Here is a 16,513-nt window from a genome sequence, read left to right on the forward strand (position 1 = left end):
TTATATAAAAGATATAACTGCAATTAAAATAAGTAAATTTATCTGGAGGTATAAATGACTATTTTAAGCATCGTATTTTTTGCTATTATGTGTATCTTCTTCCTAATAAGATATATGAAAGAAAAGAAATTTTACGATTTACTTCTCATTCCCGTTTGTATATATGCAGGAGCAGTGAAAACTCCTTTCGTAGAGTACTTAAACTTTAATACTACATTTAAAATAACGTATGATATTGCAGCTATTATTCTTGTAATCCTTGCTGTACTTTTCTTTTTGAAAGATAAGAAAGAGAATCATACTGCATAACAAAAGACCTTTCATTTACTTGAAAGGTCTTTTTCTCTATCTCATTTTACCGCTCCATACAGCTTCTCTATCTCATGCTCAATTTGTTTTACATCGATTCGCTCAAATAATGGCTGTACGCTATCAATTCTACTTGGCAACGTATTTTGCGGTTCCCAATTTCGTTTCACAATCGACAATGTGTTTCGAACTCTTTCACTTGAAAATGGTAAAAACGGTTCAAGGAGATTTGCAAAATTAGCGATAAGATACACACAGTTATAAATCGTTTCTTCACATGAAACTGGATCATCTTCTCTTTGTTTCCAAGGCTGCTTTTCATCAAAGTATTTATTTGCAAAACGTACTGCATCAAATATTGTTTCTAGCGCCACCTTAAATTTAGTTTGCTCAATCGCCTCTCCTACACGCTTATATAATCCTTCTACTTTATCTTTCAGCTCTACCTCAATGCTTCCCTTCGGCACGATACCACCATAATATTTTTCGATAAACTTTAATGTCCGGTTCACAAAGTTCCCGTATGCACCTAATAATTCACTATTATGACTGTAAATAAATTCCCGCCATGAAAAATCAGTATCGCGATTTTCTGGTGCGTTGACGGTTAAAAAGTAACGAATAGAATCTGGATCATAGCGTTCTAATATGTCAGGCACCCATACTGCCCAGTTTTTACTTGTAGATAATTTTCTTTTTTCAACTGTTAAATATTCATTCGAAACGATATGACGCGGGATTGCTTCCTCCCCTATTCCAAGTAATACCGCTGGCCAAATGACGGAATGAAACGGAATATTATCCTTTCCGTGCACATAATATGTTTTCGCTTCGCTATCCCAAAACTCTTGATCATCTTTCCCTGTTTCTTCAGCCCAATGTTTACTCGCTGAATAATAGCCTGTCACTGCTTCAATCCATACGTAAATTTTCTTATCTTCATACCCTTCTACTGGAATTGGTACTCCAATTGATAAATCACGTGATACGGCCCTATCTAGTAATCCTTCCTTTACATATCTCTCTGTTAATTGAATCGTATTGTCGCGCCATGTCCCTGTTTGCTTGGCAATTTCTACAGCCCTTTTAATTTGCTCCTGAAATGTATGCAATGCGAAATAGAAATGCTCTGTTTCCTGTACAGATGGTGTACTACCACATAACTTACATTTCTTTTCTAACAAATCGAGTGGATCTAAAATAGCAGAACACGCATCGCATTGATCTCCTCTTGCTGCTTCATGGCAATGTGGACATATTCCTTCTACATAACGATCCGGTAAAAACTGCGTACACGTTTCACAATACGCTTGTTCCACTATTTTTTTATAAATATGTCCTTCTTCTAATAAACGTAAAAAAACATTTTGAACCGTTTCATGATGGTGCTCACTATCTGTACGTGTATAGCAATCATAAGTAAAACCAAGGCTACGAAAACATCGCTGGAACTCTTCATGATACTGATCAGCAATTTCCTTCGCCGTCACACCTTCTTGTTTTGCCCTAATTGCAATCGGTGTTCCATTACAATCACTTCCTGAAACATACAGCACATTCTCACCTTTTGACCGGTAATAACGTGCTAAAATATCTCCAGGTAATAAACTCGCAATATGACCAAGATGTAATGAACCATTCGCATACGGCCAAGCGCCCCCAATAAAAATACTCATCTTACATTCCTCCTTTAAAATATAAAAAGCCCCACCCCTATCTAAAAAAAGATAAGGGCGGGGCTGTATAAACAGTCGCGGTACCACCTTATTTCGCCAATTACTCACATAATTAGCCTTAACAAGTACGGAGCTCTATGCTCTTATACTGTGGTTTTGATAACGAGTACCAACTCTCGTCGCCGCCTACTATTATCATTTGATAAGTTCAGGACGAAGCTCAAAGGCCATTGTTCAAATGAATATTCTTGCTTCTTCTCAGCTACCGAAGCTCTCTGGAAAGAATATTTCCATTCTACTTTTCCTTTTCAACGCTTTTACGTATAACACGTATTTTACGACTAACTAACAGAAAAATCAAACTTTAAATCAAAAAAACAGGAAATCCCATCCTCCCGCCGAATACCTATACGTTCACAAAAGGAGTGATAACATTGAACCAAAAACAACTAAGCACTATAAATGAAAAAAGCTGGAATACAGCTGCTTATGAAGCTTGGACGAATCGCCATGGGGCACCGGAGGATTATGCGAAAAAAATCATGGAAGATCCCACACGCGAAGTAGCACATTATTTACCTTACATACAATCTCCAAAAGGAAAACGTATTATTAACTTACTCGGCTCAAAAGGAAATAAAGCTGTCGCACTTGCCCTTTTAGGCTCTAACGTAACAGTTGTTGATATTTCAGCAAGTAATGCAAAATATGCAAATGAACTTGCGGACGCAGCAGGTGTCTCTATCCAGTATGTCGTTTCTGATGTATTAAATGTGCAGCTCTCTGAATCATTTGATATCGTATTGCTGGAACTTGGTGTACTCCATTACTTTCTAGATTTAAAACCACTCTTTCAAAAAATTGCTACTTTACTTAAGCGAGATGGAATGCTTATCCTTCGTGACTATCATCCTGTTTACACGAAATTATTAGGAGTCGACCACCCATCATTTCAGGCCAATGGAAATTATTTCGATGAAGAATTAATTGAAGATGATGTTGCTTATAGCATCCTTCTTACAGAAGCACAGAAAGAATCGCTACCTAAAACAACCATCCGTCGCTGGACGCTAGGAGAAATCATTACAACACTTGCGGAAGAACGTTTTAAAATTGAAAAACTAGTTGAAGAACATGGATCTCATCAAAGATGGGTCTTCCCTTCTACTGCACCAGAAGGAATCGAAGAACGTATCCCTGGTCTATATACAATAATTGCGACAGCATGCAAAAAAGGATCCCTTCACGGATAGGATCCTTTTTGCATGCTCACGCATATAAGTTGAGGTTGGAGATTACCATAATTCTGTAGAATAGGACACAAGATATTTCAACATTTCGTCTCTGACTTACGTCGTCAAAAAGGGGTATGACCAACATAACGAAGAGTAATGTTTTTAGTTGATACTGATAATCGTTATCAACTAATTAGAAGTATACATGATGTCATTTCAAATTTCAATAGCATTTCTAATATTTATTTATGAATTTTATGATATGCAAATGTATACATTTTAAGAACTTTTTCTAATACCAATCTGACCCCTTCCATTATCTGCTATAATTTTTATTGAACAGATTAATAACTTCATAATAATGTTTTTATTAATTTTGTTTTAAATATCTATAAATCATAATAAATAGTTTAAATGAGGGTAGGGGTAACGATGAAATATGTTAGTATTCGAAAAAAACTACTGTTCACACTCTTAAGCATTTCTTCTTTATTTAGCATTGCTCTTATTGTTATTCTTTCATTCGCCATGAATCAAGCAAGTGAAATCGAAACGTTAAAAAATGATGTATCGAAAAGAGCGACGATTTTAAAAGAACGTGGCGATTGGTTCCAAGCACAAGTTGCTGGTTTACAAGAATATTTGCTATCACATGATCAAAAAGGATTAGATAAGTTCAACCGAGAAGGGAAAAAATTAGCTGATACTAGAGAGAAAGTAACAAGTGACAAAAAGCTCCCAGAAGGAATGAAAGAAGCCATTTTAATGGGAGGAAAATGGCGTAGCGTCATAGATAATGAGGTACTCCCTCTTGCGCGTGAAGGAAAATGGGACGAAGCATCCAAAATTGCTTTATCACAAACAGATTATGTAAATGATCTTTTAGGTCGTTTTAATAAATATACAAATGAAGAAAATGAGAAACGTGACGCATTAATTGCTGATGTCGAGTCTTCTTCATCACTTATTCAATATATTATTTTCTTCTCACTCATTACATGTACATTAACGTCTATTTTATTAGCATGGTGGTTCTCTGGTAAACTCGTTAAACCAATTCGAAAAATTGATGAGAAGTTAAAAGAATTAGCTTCTCAAGATGGAGATTTAACGGCTAGATTACACGTAACGAGTAAAGATGAAATTGGTGACATTGCAAATTCCTTTAATCAAATGCTCACTAACTTACAGCATATAATAAAACAAGTTCAACAAACATCAACAAGTGTAAAAGAAGCTTCCGAAAATGTATTTATCGAAACAACCGCTTCTATGGAAAATACGGCAAGGACCCAAGAAACTATGAATGCTCTTGAACACAATATTCGTTCACAAGTTTCTAGCATTGAAGAAAGTTCAACCGCAATGGATGACATGGCAACGAGTGTTCAGCGTATCGCTGAGTCCGCCTCTTCTGTTACTAGTTTAGCTGTCACAACGTCAGAAAAAGCAGATGATGGGAATAAAGTCATTGAGAAATCTATTACACAAATGCATACAATTAACGAAGCTGTTAACGCTACATCACAAGTAGTTGAGCGACTCATTACACATACAAATCATATAGATACTGCACTTCAATCTATTTCGAATATCGCCGACCAAACAAATTTACTCGCTTTAAACGCTTCTATTGAAGCAGCTCGTGCTGGTGAACACGGCAAAGGATTCGCTGTTGTTGCCGATGAAGTTCGAAAACTTGCTGAACAATCTCAACTAGCCGCAACTGACATTAACCATTTACTTCATCAAATTCAAGCTGATACAAAAATAGCAAATGACATGATGACACAAGGTCAAGCAGAAGCTTCTGAAGGAATTACGGTTATTCGTACCGCCGGATCTTCATTCTCAGAAATTGTTAACCACATTAACAAAGTCTCTACGCAAATGCAAGAAATGTCTGCAACTGCTGAAGAGATGGCTGCAAGCTCTGAAGAAATGAATGCAGCTTTAAATAATATCGCTTCCATTTCAAACGAAGTTGCTGCAGAAACATCACAAACAGCACATTCGGCTGGTGATCAAGTAAACAAAATGAGTATCGTGGCTAACAAATCATCTGAAATGAAAACAATCGTACAAGAACTTGAAGTTCTCGTTTCTCATTTCAAAACAAACGCTTAAAGTGAAAATGACACGAACTCAAAGGTATAGGAAAGCAAGTTTTACAGTCTCTCTTTTTTCACTTTAAAATATCTCTTTCTATCTCTCATTCCGTCTGCTATAATTCCTAAAGGAAATAAGAAAGCTTTATTCCAACTGGAGTAAAGCTTTCTTTCAATTTTTTACATTTATTAATTCTAATACTAAGATTTCACAAAGGAGGCTTTTTATCATATGAATTTTGTAAGTATCAGAAAAAAACTTATGTTCATGATGGGAACGATTTGCGCTTTATTTGGTATCGCCTTAGCATTTATTTTATTTTTTGCTATCGACCAATCTCGTAAAGCTGAAACATTACAAAAAGAAATTTCTCCACTGGCAACAGAATTGAAAGAGCGTGGAGACGCTTATCAAGTACAGCTCTCTGCTTTAAGAGGTTATTTACTACAACATGATCAAGTCGAATTAGACAAGTTTAATGAGATGAGTAAACGTCTTGAGGATTCAAAAGATAAACTTCTTTCTAATCCAAATGTTTCTTCGTCCGTGAAAAGCACAATGGAATTAGGGTCTACTTGGAGAAAGTTCGTTGAAGAAAAAGTATTTACTCTTGCAAAAGAACAAAAATGGGAAGAAGCTTTACAAGTAGCTTCTTCAGAAAATGGCACTGTCTATAAAGTAATTGGTGATTTCACAAATTACAGTAATGAACAAGCTAAATTACGTGAACAATCTATTGAAAAAATTGATCAATCTTCACTAGGAATTGAATATGCAGTATTTCTATCACTTGTTATTTGTATTGTCGTTGCAATTATTCTTGCATGGTGGTTCTCTGGTAAACTTGTGAAACCAATTCAACAAATTGACACGAAACTAAAAGAATTAGCCTCTCAAGAAGGTGACTTAACAGCACGTCTACAAGTAAATAGCAACGATGAAATCGGTGCCATCGCAGCATCATTTAATAAAATGTTAGAAAACCTACAACATATTATTAATCGTGTTCAAAAAACATCAGTGGAAGTACAAACCGCTTCTGAAAATATGCTAGAAAAAACGAATACATCACGTGAGGCGACATTAAGAGTCCAAAGCTCGATGTCCAACTTAAATGCAAGTATTCAATCACAAACTTCTAGTATGGAAGAAAGTTCAACTGCAATGGATGATATGGCAGTAAGTGTTCAGCGCATTGCTGAATCTGCTTCATCTGTAGCGGAACTTGCTGTTGCCACATCTGAACATGCTAGCGATGGAAGTACCGTTATCCAAAAATCTGTTTCACAAATGACAACGATACACGAAGCTGTAAATGCTACGTCAGAAGTGGTTGAACGTCTAATCACTCATACGAAATATATTGATACTGCTGTACAATCTATTTCTAATATTGCTGAGCAAACAAACTTACTTGCTTTAAATGCTTCTATTGAGGCAGCTCGTGCTGGCGAGCAAGGAAAAGGATTTGCTGTCGTAGCTGACGAAGTTCGAAAACTTGCTGAACAATCTAAAACCGCTGCAACAGACATTAATCAATTACTACATCAAATTCAAAATGATACAGAAACTGCTAGCTCTATGATGTCTCAAGGCCGTTCTGAAGCATTTGAAGGCATTAATGTTATTCGTGAAGCTGGTACTTCTTTCTCAACAATTGTAGAACAAGTAAATAAAGTATCTACTCAAATGCAAGATATATCAGCAACTGCTGAAGAGATGGCTGCAAGTGCTGAAGAAATGAACGCTTCACTTAATAACATCGCTTCTATCTCGACTGAAGTATCCAGCGAAACTGCCGCAACGGCACAATCTGCTGAAAAAAAAGTTATCGTTATGAATGAAATGGCAGTAACTGCTGGAAAAATGAAACAAACAGTTGAAGAGTTAGATCAACTCGTATCTCATTTTAAAACAGAATAGATTTTCAAAAAAATATCCCCCTTTCAAAGAGGGATATTTTTTTGAGCTCATTTCCTGCACATTATACTCATTTCCGTTATAATGAGAATCGATATCATTAAATTGTAGGAGGGGCTGCTTATGTCACAAGAAGCATTTGAAAATAAATTATTTGCCAATTTAGAAGCTGTTATTGACCCTGAACTAGGTGTTGATATCGTTAATCTTGGATTAGTGTATGATGTTACAGCAGATGAAAATAATAATGCTGTCATTACGATGACTATGACTTCTATCGGTTGTCCAATGGCTGGGCAAATCGTATCAGACGTTAAAAAAGTATTATCAACGAACGTACCTGAAGTTAATAAAATAGAAGTAAATGTCGTTTGGAATCCACCGTGGTCGAAAGAACGTATGTCACGTATGGCGAAAATCGCATTAGGCATTCGCGACTAGCGGGATAAAGAAAAAAAAACCTGACACTCTAGTCAGGTTTTTTTCTCTTATTATTTTACGCCTACTGCATCATAAGCTTTCGTTACAGCTTGTACAGCTTTAGAGTTTTTACCATATAAATCTTCAGCTGACTGAAGTGCAGCTTGACGCATCATTTTGAAGTCAGAGTTTGCAGTTAAATATTTCGTAAGCGCACGGTAGTAAATTTTTTCTGTCGCTTCACGGCCCACTCCAGTTACTTTCACGCCGTAGTGATCTCCGCCTTCAGATACTAAATAAGCAGCTTTATTATTAATACTACTGTTAATATGAACGCCGCCATTATCAGCTGTTCCAGTATAACGTTTACTATAGTGATCTGGGTAACCTTCACTTGGTTTTAATGGGTTTGGAATAGATGCTGGATCTTTTAGTGAACGAAGTGCATCGCCTGGTTTATCAGGTGTATAAATGTCAGCACCTAAATCCCAGCTCTTCTTCTCAACCATAACACCCATAATATCAGATAACGATTCATTTAACGCCCCTGACTCATTTTTGTAAACAAGGTTTGCTGTATGCTCAGTTACAGCATGCGTTAATTCGTGACCGATAACATCAAGTCCAGCAGATAATGGAATGAATGTTTTTCCATCGCCATCACCATACATCATTTGCACACCATTCCAAGCTGCGTTATTCCAGCTCTCCCCTACGTGAACAGTAGAAATAAGCTTCGCACCTTTATCATCGAAAGAGTTACGATTAAATGTCTTTTTGTAGTAATCATATACTTTTCCTGCATTTACATGCGCATCAACTGCAGCTTTATCTTCGAAGAACTTAGATTTACTTTCAACTTCTTCTCCTGTATATCCAAGCCATTGTGAGAATAAATTAAACCAGTTCTCGTCCATATTTTCTGCATCAAATGTATGAACACCTTGTCCTCGTTTACCATCAAACAAGTTGAATTGTCCTGTTTTCGTATCTTGAGCAATTTCAAATGATTGTCTAGCACCTAATACTCCGTAACCAAATCCAGTAATGTTATCTACAGCGTTATATTTCTCAATAACATTTCCATTCGTTGCATCAACAAAATAATGCCAATATCCTGGAGCTGGTTTTGAAATCGATGCCTTAACTAAGTATGCAAGGTAGTAATTACCGTCCTTTTCATATACAAATAAATCTTTTTTCACACCGTCATAACTCTTTACTTTACCAATTTCTTTCTCAATATCTGCCTTAGCAATTGTTTCTGCTTGTTCCGCAGTAATGCTCGCAGCTGCAGGAATATTTTTATCATCTAAATTCGGAATAACTTGTCCGAAGAATGCTTTTACATTATTCTCTTTATCAAGTGTAACAGTTTGATCAGAACCGTACACAGGAATGTTATTATGTTTCTCAACTAGCTTTACATGTGTCGTATCAGATTCAGCGTCTTTTTCTTCCCCAACGATATTAAAATGCTTTTCAATATTTCCTGCTAATTTAAACATATCTTTCTTACTCTCTAAGTATTGAAAGACCGTCTCTTTTTTATCTAGCCCTTCCGGTGCTTTCCATTCTTCACCTATGTATGCAGGTGTTTTAAATTCTTGATGATATTGAATTTTTTGTTCTTCCGCTTTCGTTGTCGTTGCCCCAAACGCTCCAAATCCCCCGGCGATAACAGTTAACGCTAATGCTGATGAAATGACTTGCTTTTTCACTATAACATTCCCCATTCCCATAAAGATTTTTGACACTTTTATACAATTCTGATTTTTACAGCTGATACCTCTACCTAAAATTTGAGAAACATTTTTCAGACAATTCCAATCAAAAAGAGGACATCCCATCGGATGTCCTCTTTTTTTTACACATTTTATTGTTTTTTCAATTCAATTGCTAAATAGTGTGATTGCTCTTTCGCTTGAATGTGAATATCTTCTTCTACCGCTTCTGCTGCATCACGCATAACAAGATTTTCACCATTGATTACACTGCTTCCTTCAATTTGTACAAGGTACAATTGACGGCCTTCTTTCACTGGAAAATGAATTTCTTTTCCAGCCTCTAATGATAAGGAGTATAAATTCGCATCTTGGTGAATTTGAATTGGTGCATTTCCTTCTACTGAAGATACCATATGGAACCATTCATTTTCACGCTTGCTCCAATCAAATTTAAACTCACCATAGTTTGGTTTATGATCCGCACGGTCTGGTAAAATCCAAATTTGTAATAAACGCAGCGTTTCATCGCCTAAATTATGCTCGCTATGAAATACACCCGTGCCAGCACTCATATATTGAACATGTCCACGCTCAATCGTTCCGCGATTTCCCATGCTGTCTTCATGTGTTAAACCACCATCTACAACGTAAGAAATAATCTCCATATCACGGTGCGGATGCATATCAAAACCAGTTTGTGCCGCTACTAGATCATCATTAATAACACGTAACGCTCCGAAGTTCATGTTATTTGGGTTATAGTAATTAGCAAAAGAAAAATGAAAATGTGTATTTAACCAGCCATGATTTGCTCTGCCCATATTTTTATGATCAACTTTTCTAAACATATCCTTCACCTCATACTATCTCGAATTCGAGATTTATTTTAAAATTTTTTCTTACTGTAACTTTTTTAGTAGTGTTAATAATTGCTTTTGTTCCTCTATATTTAAATTATGAAACTTCTCTGCTTGGAACGTTTCTTGAGGTGGGACGATTTCCTCATATAAAGCTCTTCCCTTTTCTGTTAAAGAAATATATTTCGTAGTACCCTCTTGTTCACGCGAAATCCACTCAAGCTGCTCCATTTTATTTAAAAGCTGCGTTACATTTCCTTTCGTAACAAATAGCTTATTTCCAAGTTCTTGCTGCGTTAAACGATCATGTCCTCCAACTTGAGCTAACACATCAAACTGGGCGGCAGATACATTCCATTTCTTCAAATGCTGATTCGTCTCACGAATACTCTTATTATAAAAACGTGATAAACGAAACCATAATAGTAGCCCTAGTCTATCTTCTGTTTTCATTTCATCACCTCGCTCGTTTCATACCATTAGTTTAGAACTAAACTTTATAAAAGTCAAATACTTATTTTTAATAAGTACAAAGAAAGCACAGCGCTATTTCTCCACTATGCTTTACATTAACTTTCTACTCTTATATTCATCCAATTTCTTCTCCGCGAACTTCCTCGCATCTTTTTCAATCCACCGCTCTTCGTACCGTTCACTTCCCACATACAATATATCTCTCTTATGCTGCATCGCATGGCGGAATTCATGCAGTAGCGTTTTGAGAACTTGCTCATACTCTTCCCATATACAAACGAAAATTAATTGCTTTTCTTTATGATAAAAACCACCTACTGGGAATAGGAACTCTTCTTCCTCTTCCCCTAATGATAGAAGCACATCATTTGCATCACACGTATCACAAAAAATAACGGGCGTTTTACATACTCCAATAAGAGAAAACAAATCCTCTCTCAACTTTTTGACATCCCAAGGAAGCTCCGAATCCAACACATACCAATTCTCTACCTGTTGATATACATTTTGAAACTGGAGTTCCATTTCTCTTTATTCCCCTTTCCAAGCACCCTTTTTCTATATGTATGCCACAATATGGTAAATATTAAACGTATTCTTTCATCCTTGAAAAAATGCCAATAAAAAAGGAATCTACGTCGACATAGATTCCTTTTCTGTAATCACTTTTTTTTCATCATTTTTTTTAATACAAAATAACCAATTGCACAAACAATAGCAGCAAGTGCAAAGTATTTCACATATGGCCCCGCAACTTTATTAATACTTTCCCACTCTGTTCCTAATTTAAAACCTAAATATACAAACACAATTGACCACGGAATAACAGCTAATGTAGTTAGCGTAATAAACTTAGCATGTGACATTTTCGCAATACCCGCTGGTATCGAAATAGCATGCCGCACAACCGGAATAAAACGTGCGGTAAAGATAACGCCAGTTCCATAACGATTAAACCAATCTTCAGCATAATCAATATGTTTCTTCTGAATTAAAATATATTTTCCATATCGCTCAAGAACAGGTCTTCCTCCATATCGACCAATCCAATAAATGAATAGTTGTGCAATTACACCACCAATTGTACCGAACGCGACAGCGCCCCAAAATGTAATGCTTCCTGTTGATACTAAATAACCTGCATAAGACAATACGATTTCACTTGGAATAACCTCTAGCATTAATCCAAGCATAATTCCCCAATAACCAAGTCCTTCTAAAAAAACTAAAACCGAATGGATCAACTCTCCTAACATCATGTACCTCTCTTTACTGTTTTCATTACAAAAATGAAAGTACAAGCAGGAAATATCTTGTACTTTTATTTTTTAAAATTTAGTTTAGTTAGTCTTCGTATCCCACTTAAAGATTTTATTTAAGAATTTATATACATTCTTCGACTCTTTTGTCAAAAGTGGTCCTAAAATGGATAGTATAAGCACGTATAGTGCTGAGAATGGTTTCAGTACTGACATTAAACCACCGGCGATACCGATATTAGCCATAATGATGGAGAACTCTCCTCTTGAAACGATTGTTAATCCGATATTTGTTGATGCTTTATGAGATAATCCAGCTTGTCTTCCTGCAATCATTCCTGCTACAAAGTTACCGATTATCGTAAGAAGGACAGCACCTAACGTTAACCATATCGCTCCGCCTAATGAGAACGGATCAATACTTAACCCGAAGCTGAAGAAGAAAATAGCTCCGAAAAAGTCTCTAAATGGAACAACAAGATGTTCAATTCGGTCACTATGCTCTGTCTCAGAGAAAACTAATCCTAGAAGAAGTGCTCCAATTGCTTCTGCAACGTGAATTGTTTCTGAAAAACCAGCAATGAAGAATAATGAAGCAAATACTACAATAATAAAGATTTCATCTGAGCTAATATTGAGCAATTTATTTAATAACGGCGTAGCCTTTCTAGCTACTATAAAGAATAGAAGCATATATCCTAAAGCAATTCCAATTGAAGTAAGGGCACCTAAGAAGGAAGCGTGATCCCCTAGTACTAAACCAGAAACAACTGATAGGTATACAGCAAGGAATATATCTTCAAACATAATAATTCCTAAAATTAATTCGGTTTCATTATTACCAGTTCTTCTTAAGTCCACTAACACTTTAGCAACGATAGCGCTAGAAGAAATCGTAATAATACCCGCAATAATTAAGATCTCTAGTAATGGGAATCCCATTATAAATCCGTATAACAAACCAAGTGAAAAGTTAATTAAAATATAAATCGTTCCGCCAATCGCAATAGAGCGTCCAGATTTAATTAGTTTTTTCATTGAAAATTCTAATCCTAGATAGAACAGAAGGAATAGAACCCCAATCCGTCCAAGGAAGGAAATTACACTTGCACTTTCAATAAATTTGAGATCGATAACACCTATTGTCGGTGCATGCGGTCCTACTAACATTCCAAGAACGATTAGAAAAGGAATTACTGAGAATTTAAATTTTCCAGCAATTACTGCTGCAATTGCCACTAAAACTAAAGCTGTACCAACTTCAAAAATTAACGTATCCATCTAATCAGTCCCCCCTATTTGAAAGTAATTCATTAATGATTTTTTTAATTTCTTCTCTCTCACCTGAAACTACAAGCATATCTCCTTCTTCAATTACTGTTTCTGGTCCTGGATTAAATAGCTTCTTCATGTTCTTCTTCATAACCGCGATTATTGTTACGCTATATGTTTTTCTTATTTCAAGATCGCCAATTGTTTTTCCGATTGCTGGGGCTGTATTCTCCACTTTGAACCACTCAATCGCTAAACCTTCAAAAACCATCTCAACATTTTCTAACGCCCTAGGCTTATATACCATTCCACCTAATATTGCAGCGATTTGTCTCGCCTCTGAGTCACGTAGTGAAATACTTGAGATGCTTTCTTCATGATCTGAATCAAAATGATACATTTCTCTACGACCATCATCATGAATGACAATTACCATCTTTTCGTTACCTTTCGTAACGATTTGAAACTTATAACCAATACCTGGAAGTTCACTTTCTCTAATATTCATTTTTAGCTCCTCCATAACTTATTTATTTTAATTTTCTGTTTTTCTGTCTTTTATTCATCCAATCAACTTTAGAAATTCTAACCACTCAGGATATTTGTGATTTGGAAATCTTTTATTGTAATAATAAGTAGACCCTAAAAAGATACTTAAAGATGTAATGATAAAAAATATATTACTTCTCATTTTCAAACTCTCAAGACTTACTTTCCATAAAGAATCTTCTTTCAAATTATCCCCACCTTCTCGCTTTAAATTTAGTTTTTTAAAATGTAAATAATTCTAAAAATATTACGATGTAACATAATCATAACACAAAAATGATTTAAGTAACATAATTTTTTAGAAAAATTGATTCTCGTATATTTTTTGCATATAATTTTCTTATTACGAAAAAAAGGAAGTGTATTATATGGTTGATATCTTTAGCAGATTCCTTGAGGTAACGAATAATATTTTATGGTCATATATTCTTATTGCAATGCTAATCGGCTTCGGTCTTTACTTCTCTTTTAAATTAAAATTTGTCCAAATTACTCATTTCAGTGAGATGGTCAGCTTAATTAGTAAAGGGTTTAATCGAAAAGAAAAAAAGAAAGATAGCATCTCACCATTCCAAGCATTTTGCTTAAGTGCAGCAGCACGTATCGGTATCGGAAACTTAGCTGGTGTAGCATTAGCAATTTCAATGGGTGGACCTGGCGCAATATTTTGGATGTGGTTTATCGCAATTATCGGAGCAGCTACTAGTTTTGTAGAATGTACACTTGCGCAAATTTATAAAGTAAAAGATGGAAGTAGGTTCCGTGGTGGACCAGCATATTACATGGAAAAAGGGTTAAACAAACGCTGGATGGGCGTCTGGTTTTCACTTCTTATTACAGTTGCGTACGGATTAATTTTCAATTCAGTGCAAGCAAATACAGTAACAATAGCGTTTGAAAATGCTTTTGGACTAGAGCGAACAATCGTAGGAGCTCTATTAGCCTTATTAGTTGCAGTTATTATTTTTGGTGGCATTAAGAGCATTTCACGTATTACAGAAATGATTGTTCCGCCAATGGCAATCGTTTATATCGGCGTGGCTATTTTTGTCGTTATTAACAACTTCAGTATGTTACCAAGCATTTTCATGGAAATCTTTAACGGTGCATTCGGTTTAGACCAAGCCATCGCTGGTGGTATTGGAGCAGCAATCAAGTTCGGAATTCAGCGCGGTTTATTCGCTACGGAAGCAGGAATGGGTAGCTCTCCTAATGCAGCCGCAACATCTGATGTATCTCACCCTGTAAAACAAGGGCTTGTTCAAGCATTAGGCGTTTTCGTAGATACATTCTTAGTATGTACATCAACAGCATTTATCGTATTATGTTCTGGACTTTACAAAGGATCAAATTTAGAAGGTATCGAATTAACACAAAACGCATTAAGTTCACAAATTGGACCGTGGGCAAGCACCTTCTTAGCAATTATTATTTTCCTATTCGCTTTCAGTTCACTTCTAGGAAACTACTATTATGGTGAAACAAATATCGCATTCATTAAAGAAAGCAAAACATGGTTAATGATTTATCGTGTTGCAGTTGTCGGAATGGTATTCTTCGGATCAATCGCTGCTCTTAAAACAGTTTGGAGTTTAGCTGATTTATTCATGGGACTAATGGTATTCACAAACTTAATTGCCATCTCATTCCTTAGCAAATTTGCTTACGCTGCATTAGTAGACTATTTGAAGCAAAAGAAACAAGGAAAAGATCCTGTCTTCGTTGCAAACTCTATCCCTGGCTTAAAAAATACAGAGTGCTGGGATGGGCAGGATGTAGAAGAAAAACAAAAGGCCGTTTAACAAATAAAAGCGGAAGTGGCTCGTTCAGAACAGGAGGGTGTTGGAACTCCTGATTACGAGGCGCTTTTTGCCTCGAATGAAGGAGTGAAACAACCGACTGTTCTAGCCGCTGGAGCTGGATATCACTAAAAGCACAAGCGGCTCGTTTAGAACAAGAGCCATATCTCAAACAAAGGCCCTATTACTTCACCGTAATAGGGCCTTTTATTTACAACAGTTCATAATTTGTTCAAATTAATTCCAGCAAAAGGGTTGATTTATAGAGATTACTAGATTATAATAATTATAAATTAGTAATTGATATCACATAACAACTCAAAAGGAGATTGATCATAATGAACAAACAAGTAATCGAAGTATTAAACAAACAAGTAGCAGACTGGAGCGTTTTATTCACAAAACTTCACAACTTCCATTGGTACGTAAAAGGACCTCAATTCTTCACATTACACGAGAAATTCGAAGAACTTTACACAGAATCAGCTACTCACATCGATGAAATTGCAGAACGTATTTTAGCAATTGGCGGCAAACCAGTAGCAACAATGAAAGAATACTTAGAACTATCTTCTATTCAAGAAGCAGCATACGGAGAAACTGCAGAAGGGATGGTCGAAGCAATCATGAAAGACTACGAAATGATGCTAGTCGAACTGAAAAAAGGCATGGAAATCGCTCAAGACTCTGACGATGAAATGACATCTGACCTACTACTAGGCATCTACACAGAATTAGAAAAACACGCTTGGATGCTACGTGCGTTCTTGAATCAATAATAATTAAAAGCGGAAGCGGCTCGCTCAGAATCGCAGGGCATTGGAGCTCTCGACCTTGAAGCGCTTTTTGCTTCGAGCGAGAGAGCGAAATGACCGGAGATTCTAGCCGCTGGAGCTGGATATTACTT

15 protein-coding genes and 1 other annotated feature are annotated in these 16,513 nt (G+C 36.1%); of the genes, 7 read left to right on the top strand and 8 right to left on the bottom strand.

Features of this window, described 5'->3' with window-relative positions; genetic code table 11:
• Window positions 1–54 precede the first annotated feature (54 nt).
• Window positions 55–309 carry a hypothetical protein gene (locus MR107_RS22305; RefSeq protein ID WP_000154129.1) on the top strand — a complete coding sequence of 85 codons (255 nt, stop codon included), beginning with the start codon at window positions 55–57 and terminating at the stop codon, window positions 307–309.
• 41 nt (window positions 310–350) lie between these two features.
• On the opposite strand, the gene metG is transcribed toward MR107_RS22305, so the two are convergent.
• Window positions 351–1,985 carry a methionine--tRNA ligase gene (metG, locus tag MR107_RS22310; protein ID WP_242292725.1) on the bottom strand — a complete coding sequence of 545 codons (1,635 nt, stop codon included), beginning with the start codon at window positions 1,983–1,985 and terminating at the stop codon, window positions 351–353.
• Window positions 1,986–2,035: 50 nt separating this feature from the next.
• Window positions 2,036–2,306, bottom strand: a binding site (T-box leader).
• 113 nt (window positions 2,307–2,419) lie between these two features.
• Between metG and MR107_RS22315 the strand changes: the two genes are divergently transcribed.
• From MR107_RS22315 to MR107_RS22330, 4 genes are all read left to right on the top strand, one after another.
• Window positions 2,420–3,238 (top strand): class I SAM-dependent methyltransferase, encoded by an 819-nt coding sequence (locus MR107_RS22315; protein ID WP_033696591.1) that lies wholly within the window; start codon window positions 2,420–2,422, stop codon window positions 3,236–3,238.
• A 414-nt stretch (window positions 3,239–3,652) separates the two neighbouring features.
• Window positions 3,653–5,347 carry a methyl-accepting chemotaxis protein gene (locus tag MR107_RS22320; protein WP_000878444.1) on the top strand — a complete coding sequence of 565 codons (1,695 nt, stop codon included), beginning with the start codon at window positions 3,653–3,655 and terminating at the stop codon, window positions 5,345–5,347.
• 213 nt (window positions 5,348–5,560) lie between these two features.
• Window positions 5,561–7,252, top strand: a complete 1,692-nt coding sequence (locus tag MR107_RS22325) for a methyl-accepting chemotaxis protein (protein WP_001012202.1) — start codon at window positions 5,561–5,563, stop codon at window positions 7,250–7,252.
• A gap of 120 nt (window positions 7,253–7,372) precedes the next feature.
• A complete protein-coding gene (locus MR107_RS22330) occupies window positions 7,373–7,690 on the top strand; it encodes a metal-sulfur cluster assembly factor (RefSeq protein WP_242292726.1) in 318 nt (105 codons plus the stop codon).
• A gap of 50 nt (window positions 7,691–7,740) precedes the next feature.
• On the opposite strand, the gene nprB is transcribed toward MR107_RS22330, so the two are convergent.
• From nprB to MR107_RS22365, 7 genes are all read right to left on the bottom strand, one after another.
• Window positions 7,741–9,390 carry a neutral protease NprB gene (gene nprB / locus MR107_RS22335; RefSeq protein ID WP_000745123.1) on the bottom strand — a complete coding sequence of 550 codons (1,650 nt, stop codon included), beginning with the start codon at window positions 9,388–9,390 and terminating at the stop codon, window positions 7,741–7,743.
• A 155-nt stretch (window positions 9,391–9,545) separates the two neighbouring features.
• A complete protein-coding gene (locus tag MR107_RS22340) occupies window positions 9,546–10,244 on the bottom strand; it encodes a pirin family protein (protein ID WP_000488939.1) in 699 nt (232 codons plus the stop codon).
• Between the two features lie 51 nt (window positions 10,245–10,295).
• Window positions 10,296–10,706: a MarR family winged helix-turn-helix transcriptional regulator gene (locus MR107_RS22345; RefSeq protein ID WP_000845480.1), complete on the bottom strand. Its 411-nt coding sequence runs from the start codon at window positions 10,704–10,706 to the stop codon at window positions 10,296–10,298.
• A gap of 111 nt (window positions 10,707–10,817) precedes the next feature.
• Window positions 10,818–11,252, bottom strand: coding sequence for a DUF3920 family protein (locus MR107_RS22350; protein WP_000422804.1), 435 nt, complete (start codon window positions 11,250–11,252; stop codon window positions 10,818–10,820).
• A 137-nt stretch (window positions 11,253–11,389) separates the two neighbouring features.
• Window positions 11,390–11,983 (bottom strand): undecaprenyl phosphate transporter UptA, encoded by a 594-nt coding sequence (gene uptA, locus MR107_RS22355; RefSeq protein WP_000900214.1) that lies wholly within the window; start codon window positions 11,981–11,983, stop codon window positions 11,390–11,392.
• A gap of 84 nt (window positions 11,984–12,067) precedes the next feature.
• Window positions 12,068–13,267 carry a cation:proton antiporter gene (locus MR107_RS22360; protein ID WP_000380223.1) on the bottom strand — a complete coding sequence of 400 codons (1,200 nt, stop codon included), beginning with the start codon at window positions 13,265–13,267 and terminating at the stop codon, window positions 12,068–12,070.
• Window positions 13,268–13,271: 4 nt separating this feature from the next.
• Window positions 13,272–13,766 (bottom strand): cation:proton antiporter regulatory subunit, encoded by a 495-nt coding sequence (locus MR107_RS22365; protein WP_001026075.1) that lies wholly within the window; start codon window positions 13,764–13,766, stop codon window positions 13,272–13,274.
• 409 nt (window positions 13,767–14,175) lie between these two features.
• On the opposite strand from MR107_RS22365, the gene MR107_RS22370 reads away from it, so the two are divergent.
• Both MR107_RS22370 and MR107_RS22375 read left to right on the top strand, forming a co-directional pair.
• Complete coding sequence (locus MR107_RS22370) at window positions 14,176–15,609, top strand: alanine/glycine:cation symporter family protein (RefSeq protein WP_000227591.1); 1,434 nt, start codon at window positions 14,176–14,178, stop codon at window positions 15,607–15,609.
• A 335-nt stretch (window positions 15,610–15,944) separates the two neighbouring features.
• Window positions 15,945–16,385: a Dps family protein gene (locus MR107_RS22375; RefSeq protein ID WP_001041895.1), complete on the top strand. Its 441-nt coding sequence runs from the start codon at window positions 15,945–15,947 to the stop codon at window positions 16,383–16,385.
• The last annotated feature ends 128 nt before the right edge of the window (window positions 16,386–16,513 follow it).

The organism is Bacillus cereus group sp. BfR-BA-01441, from assembly GCF_022663075.1.
GTDB classification, from domain to species: domain Bacteria; phylum Bacillota; class Bacilli; order Bacillales; family Bacillaceae_G; genus Bacillus_A; species Bacillus_A cereus.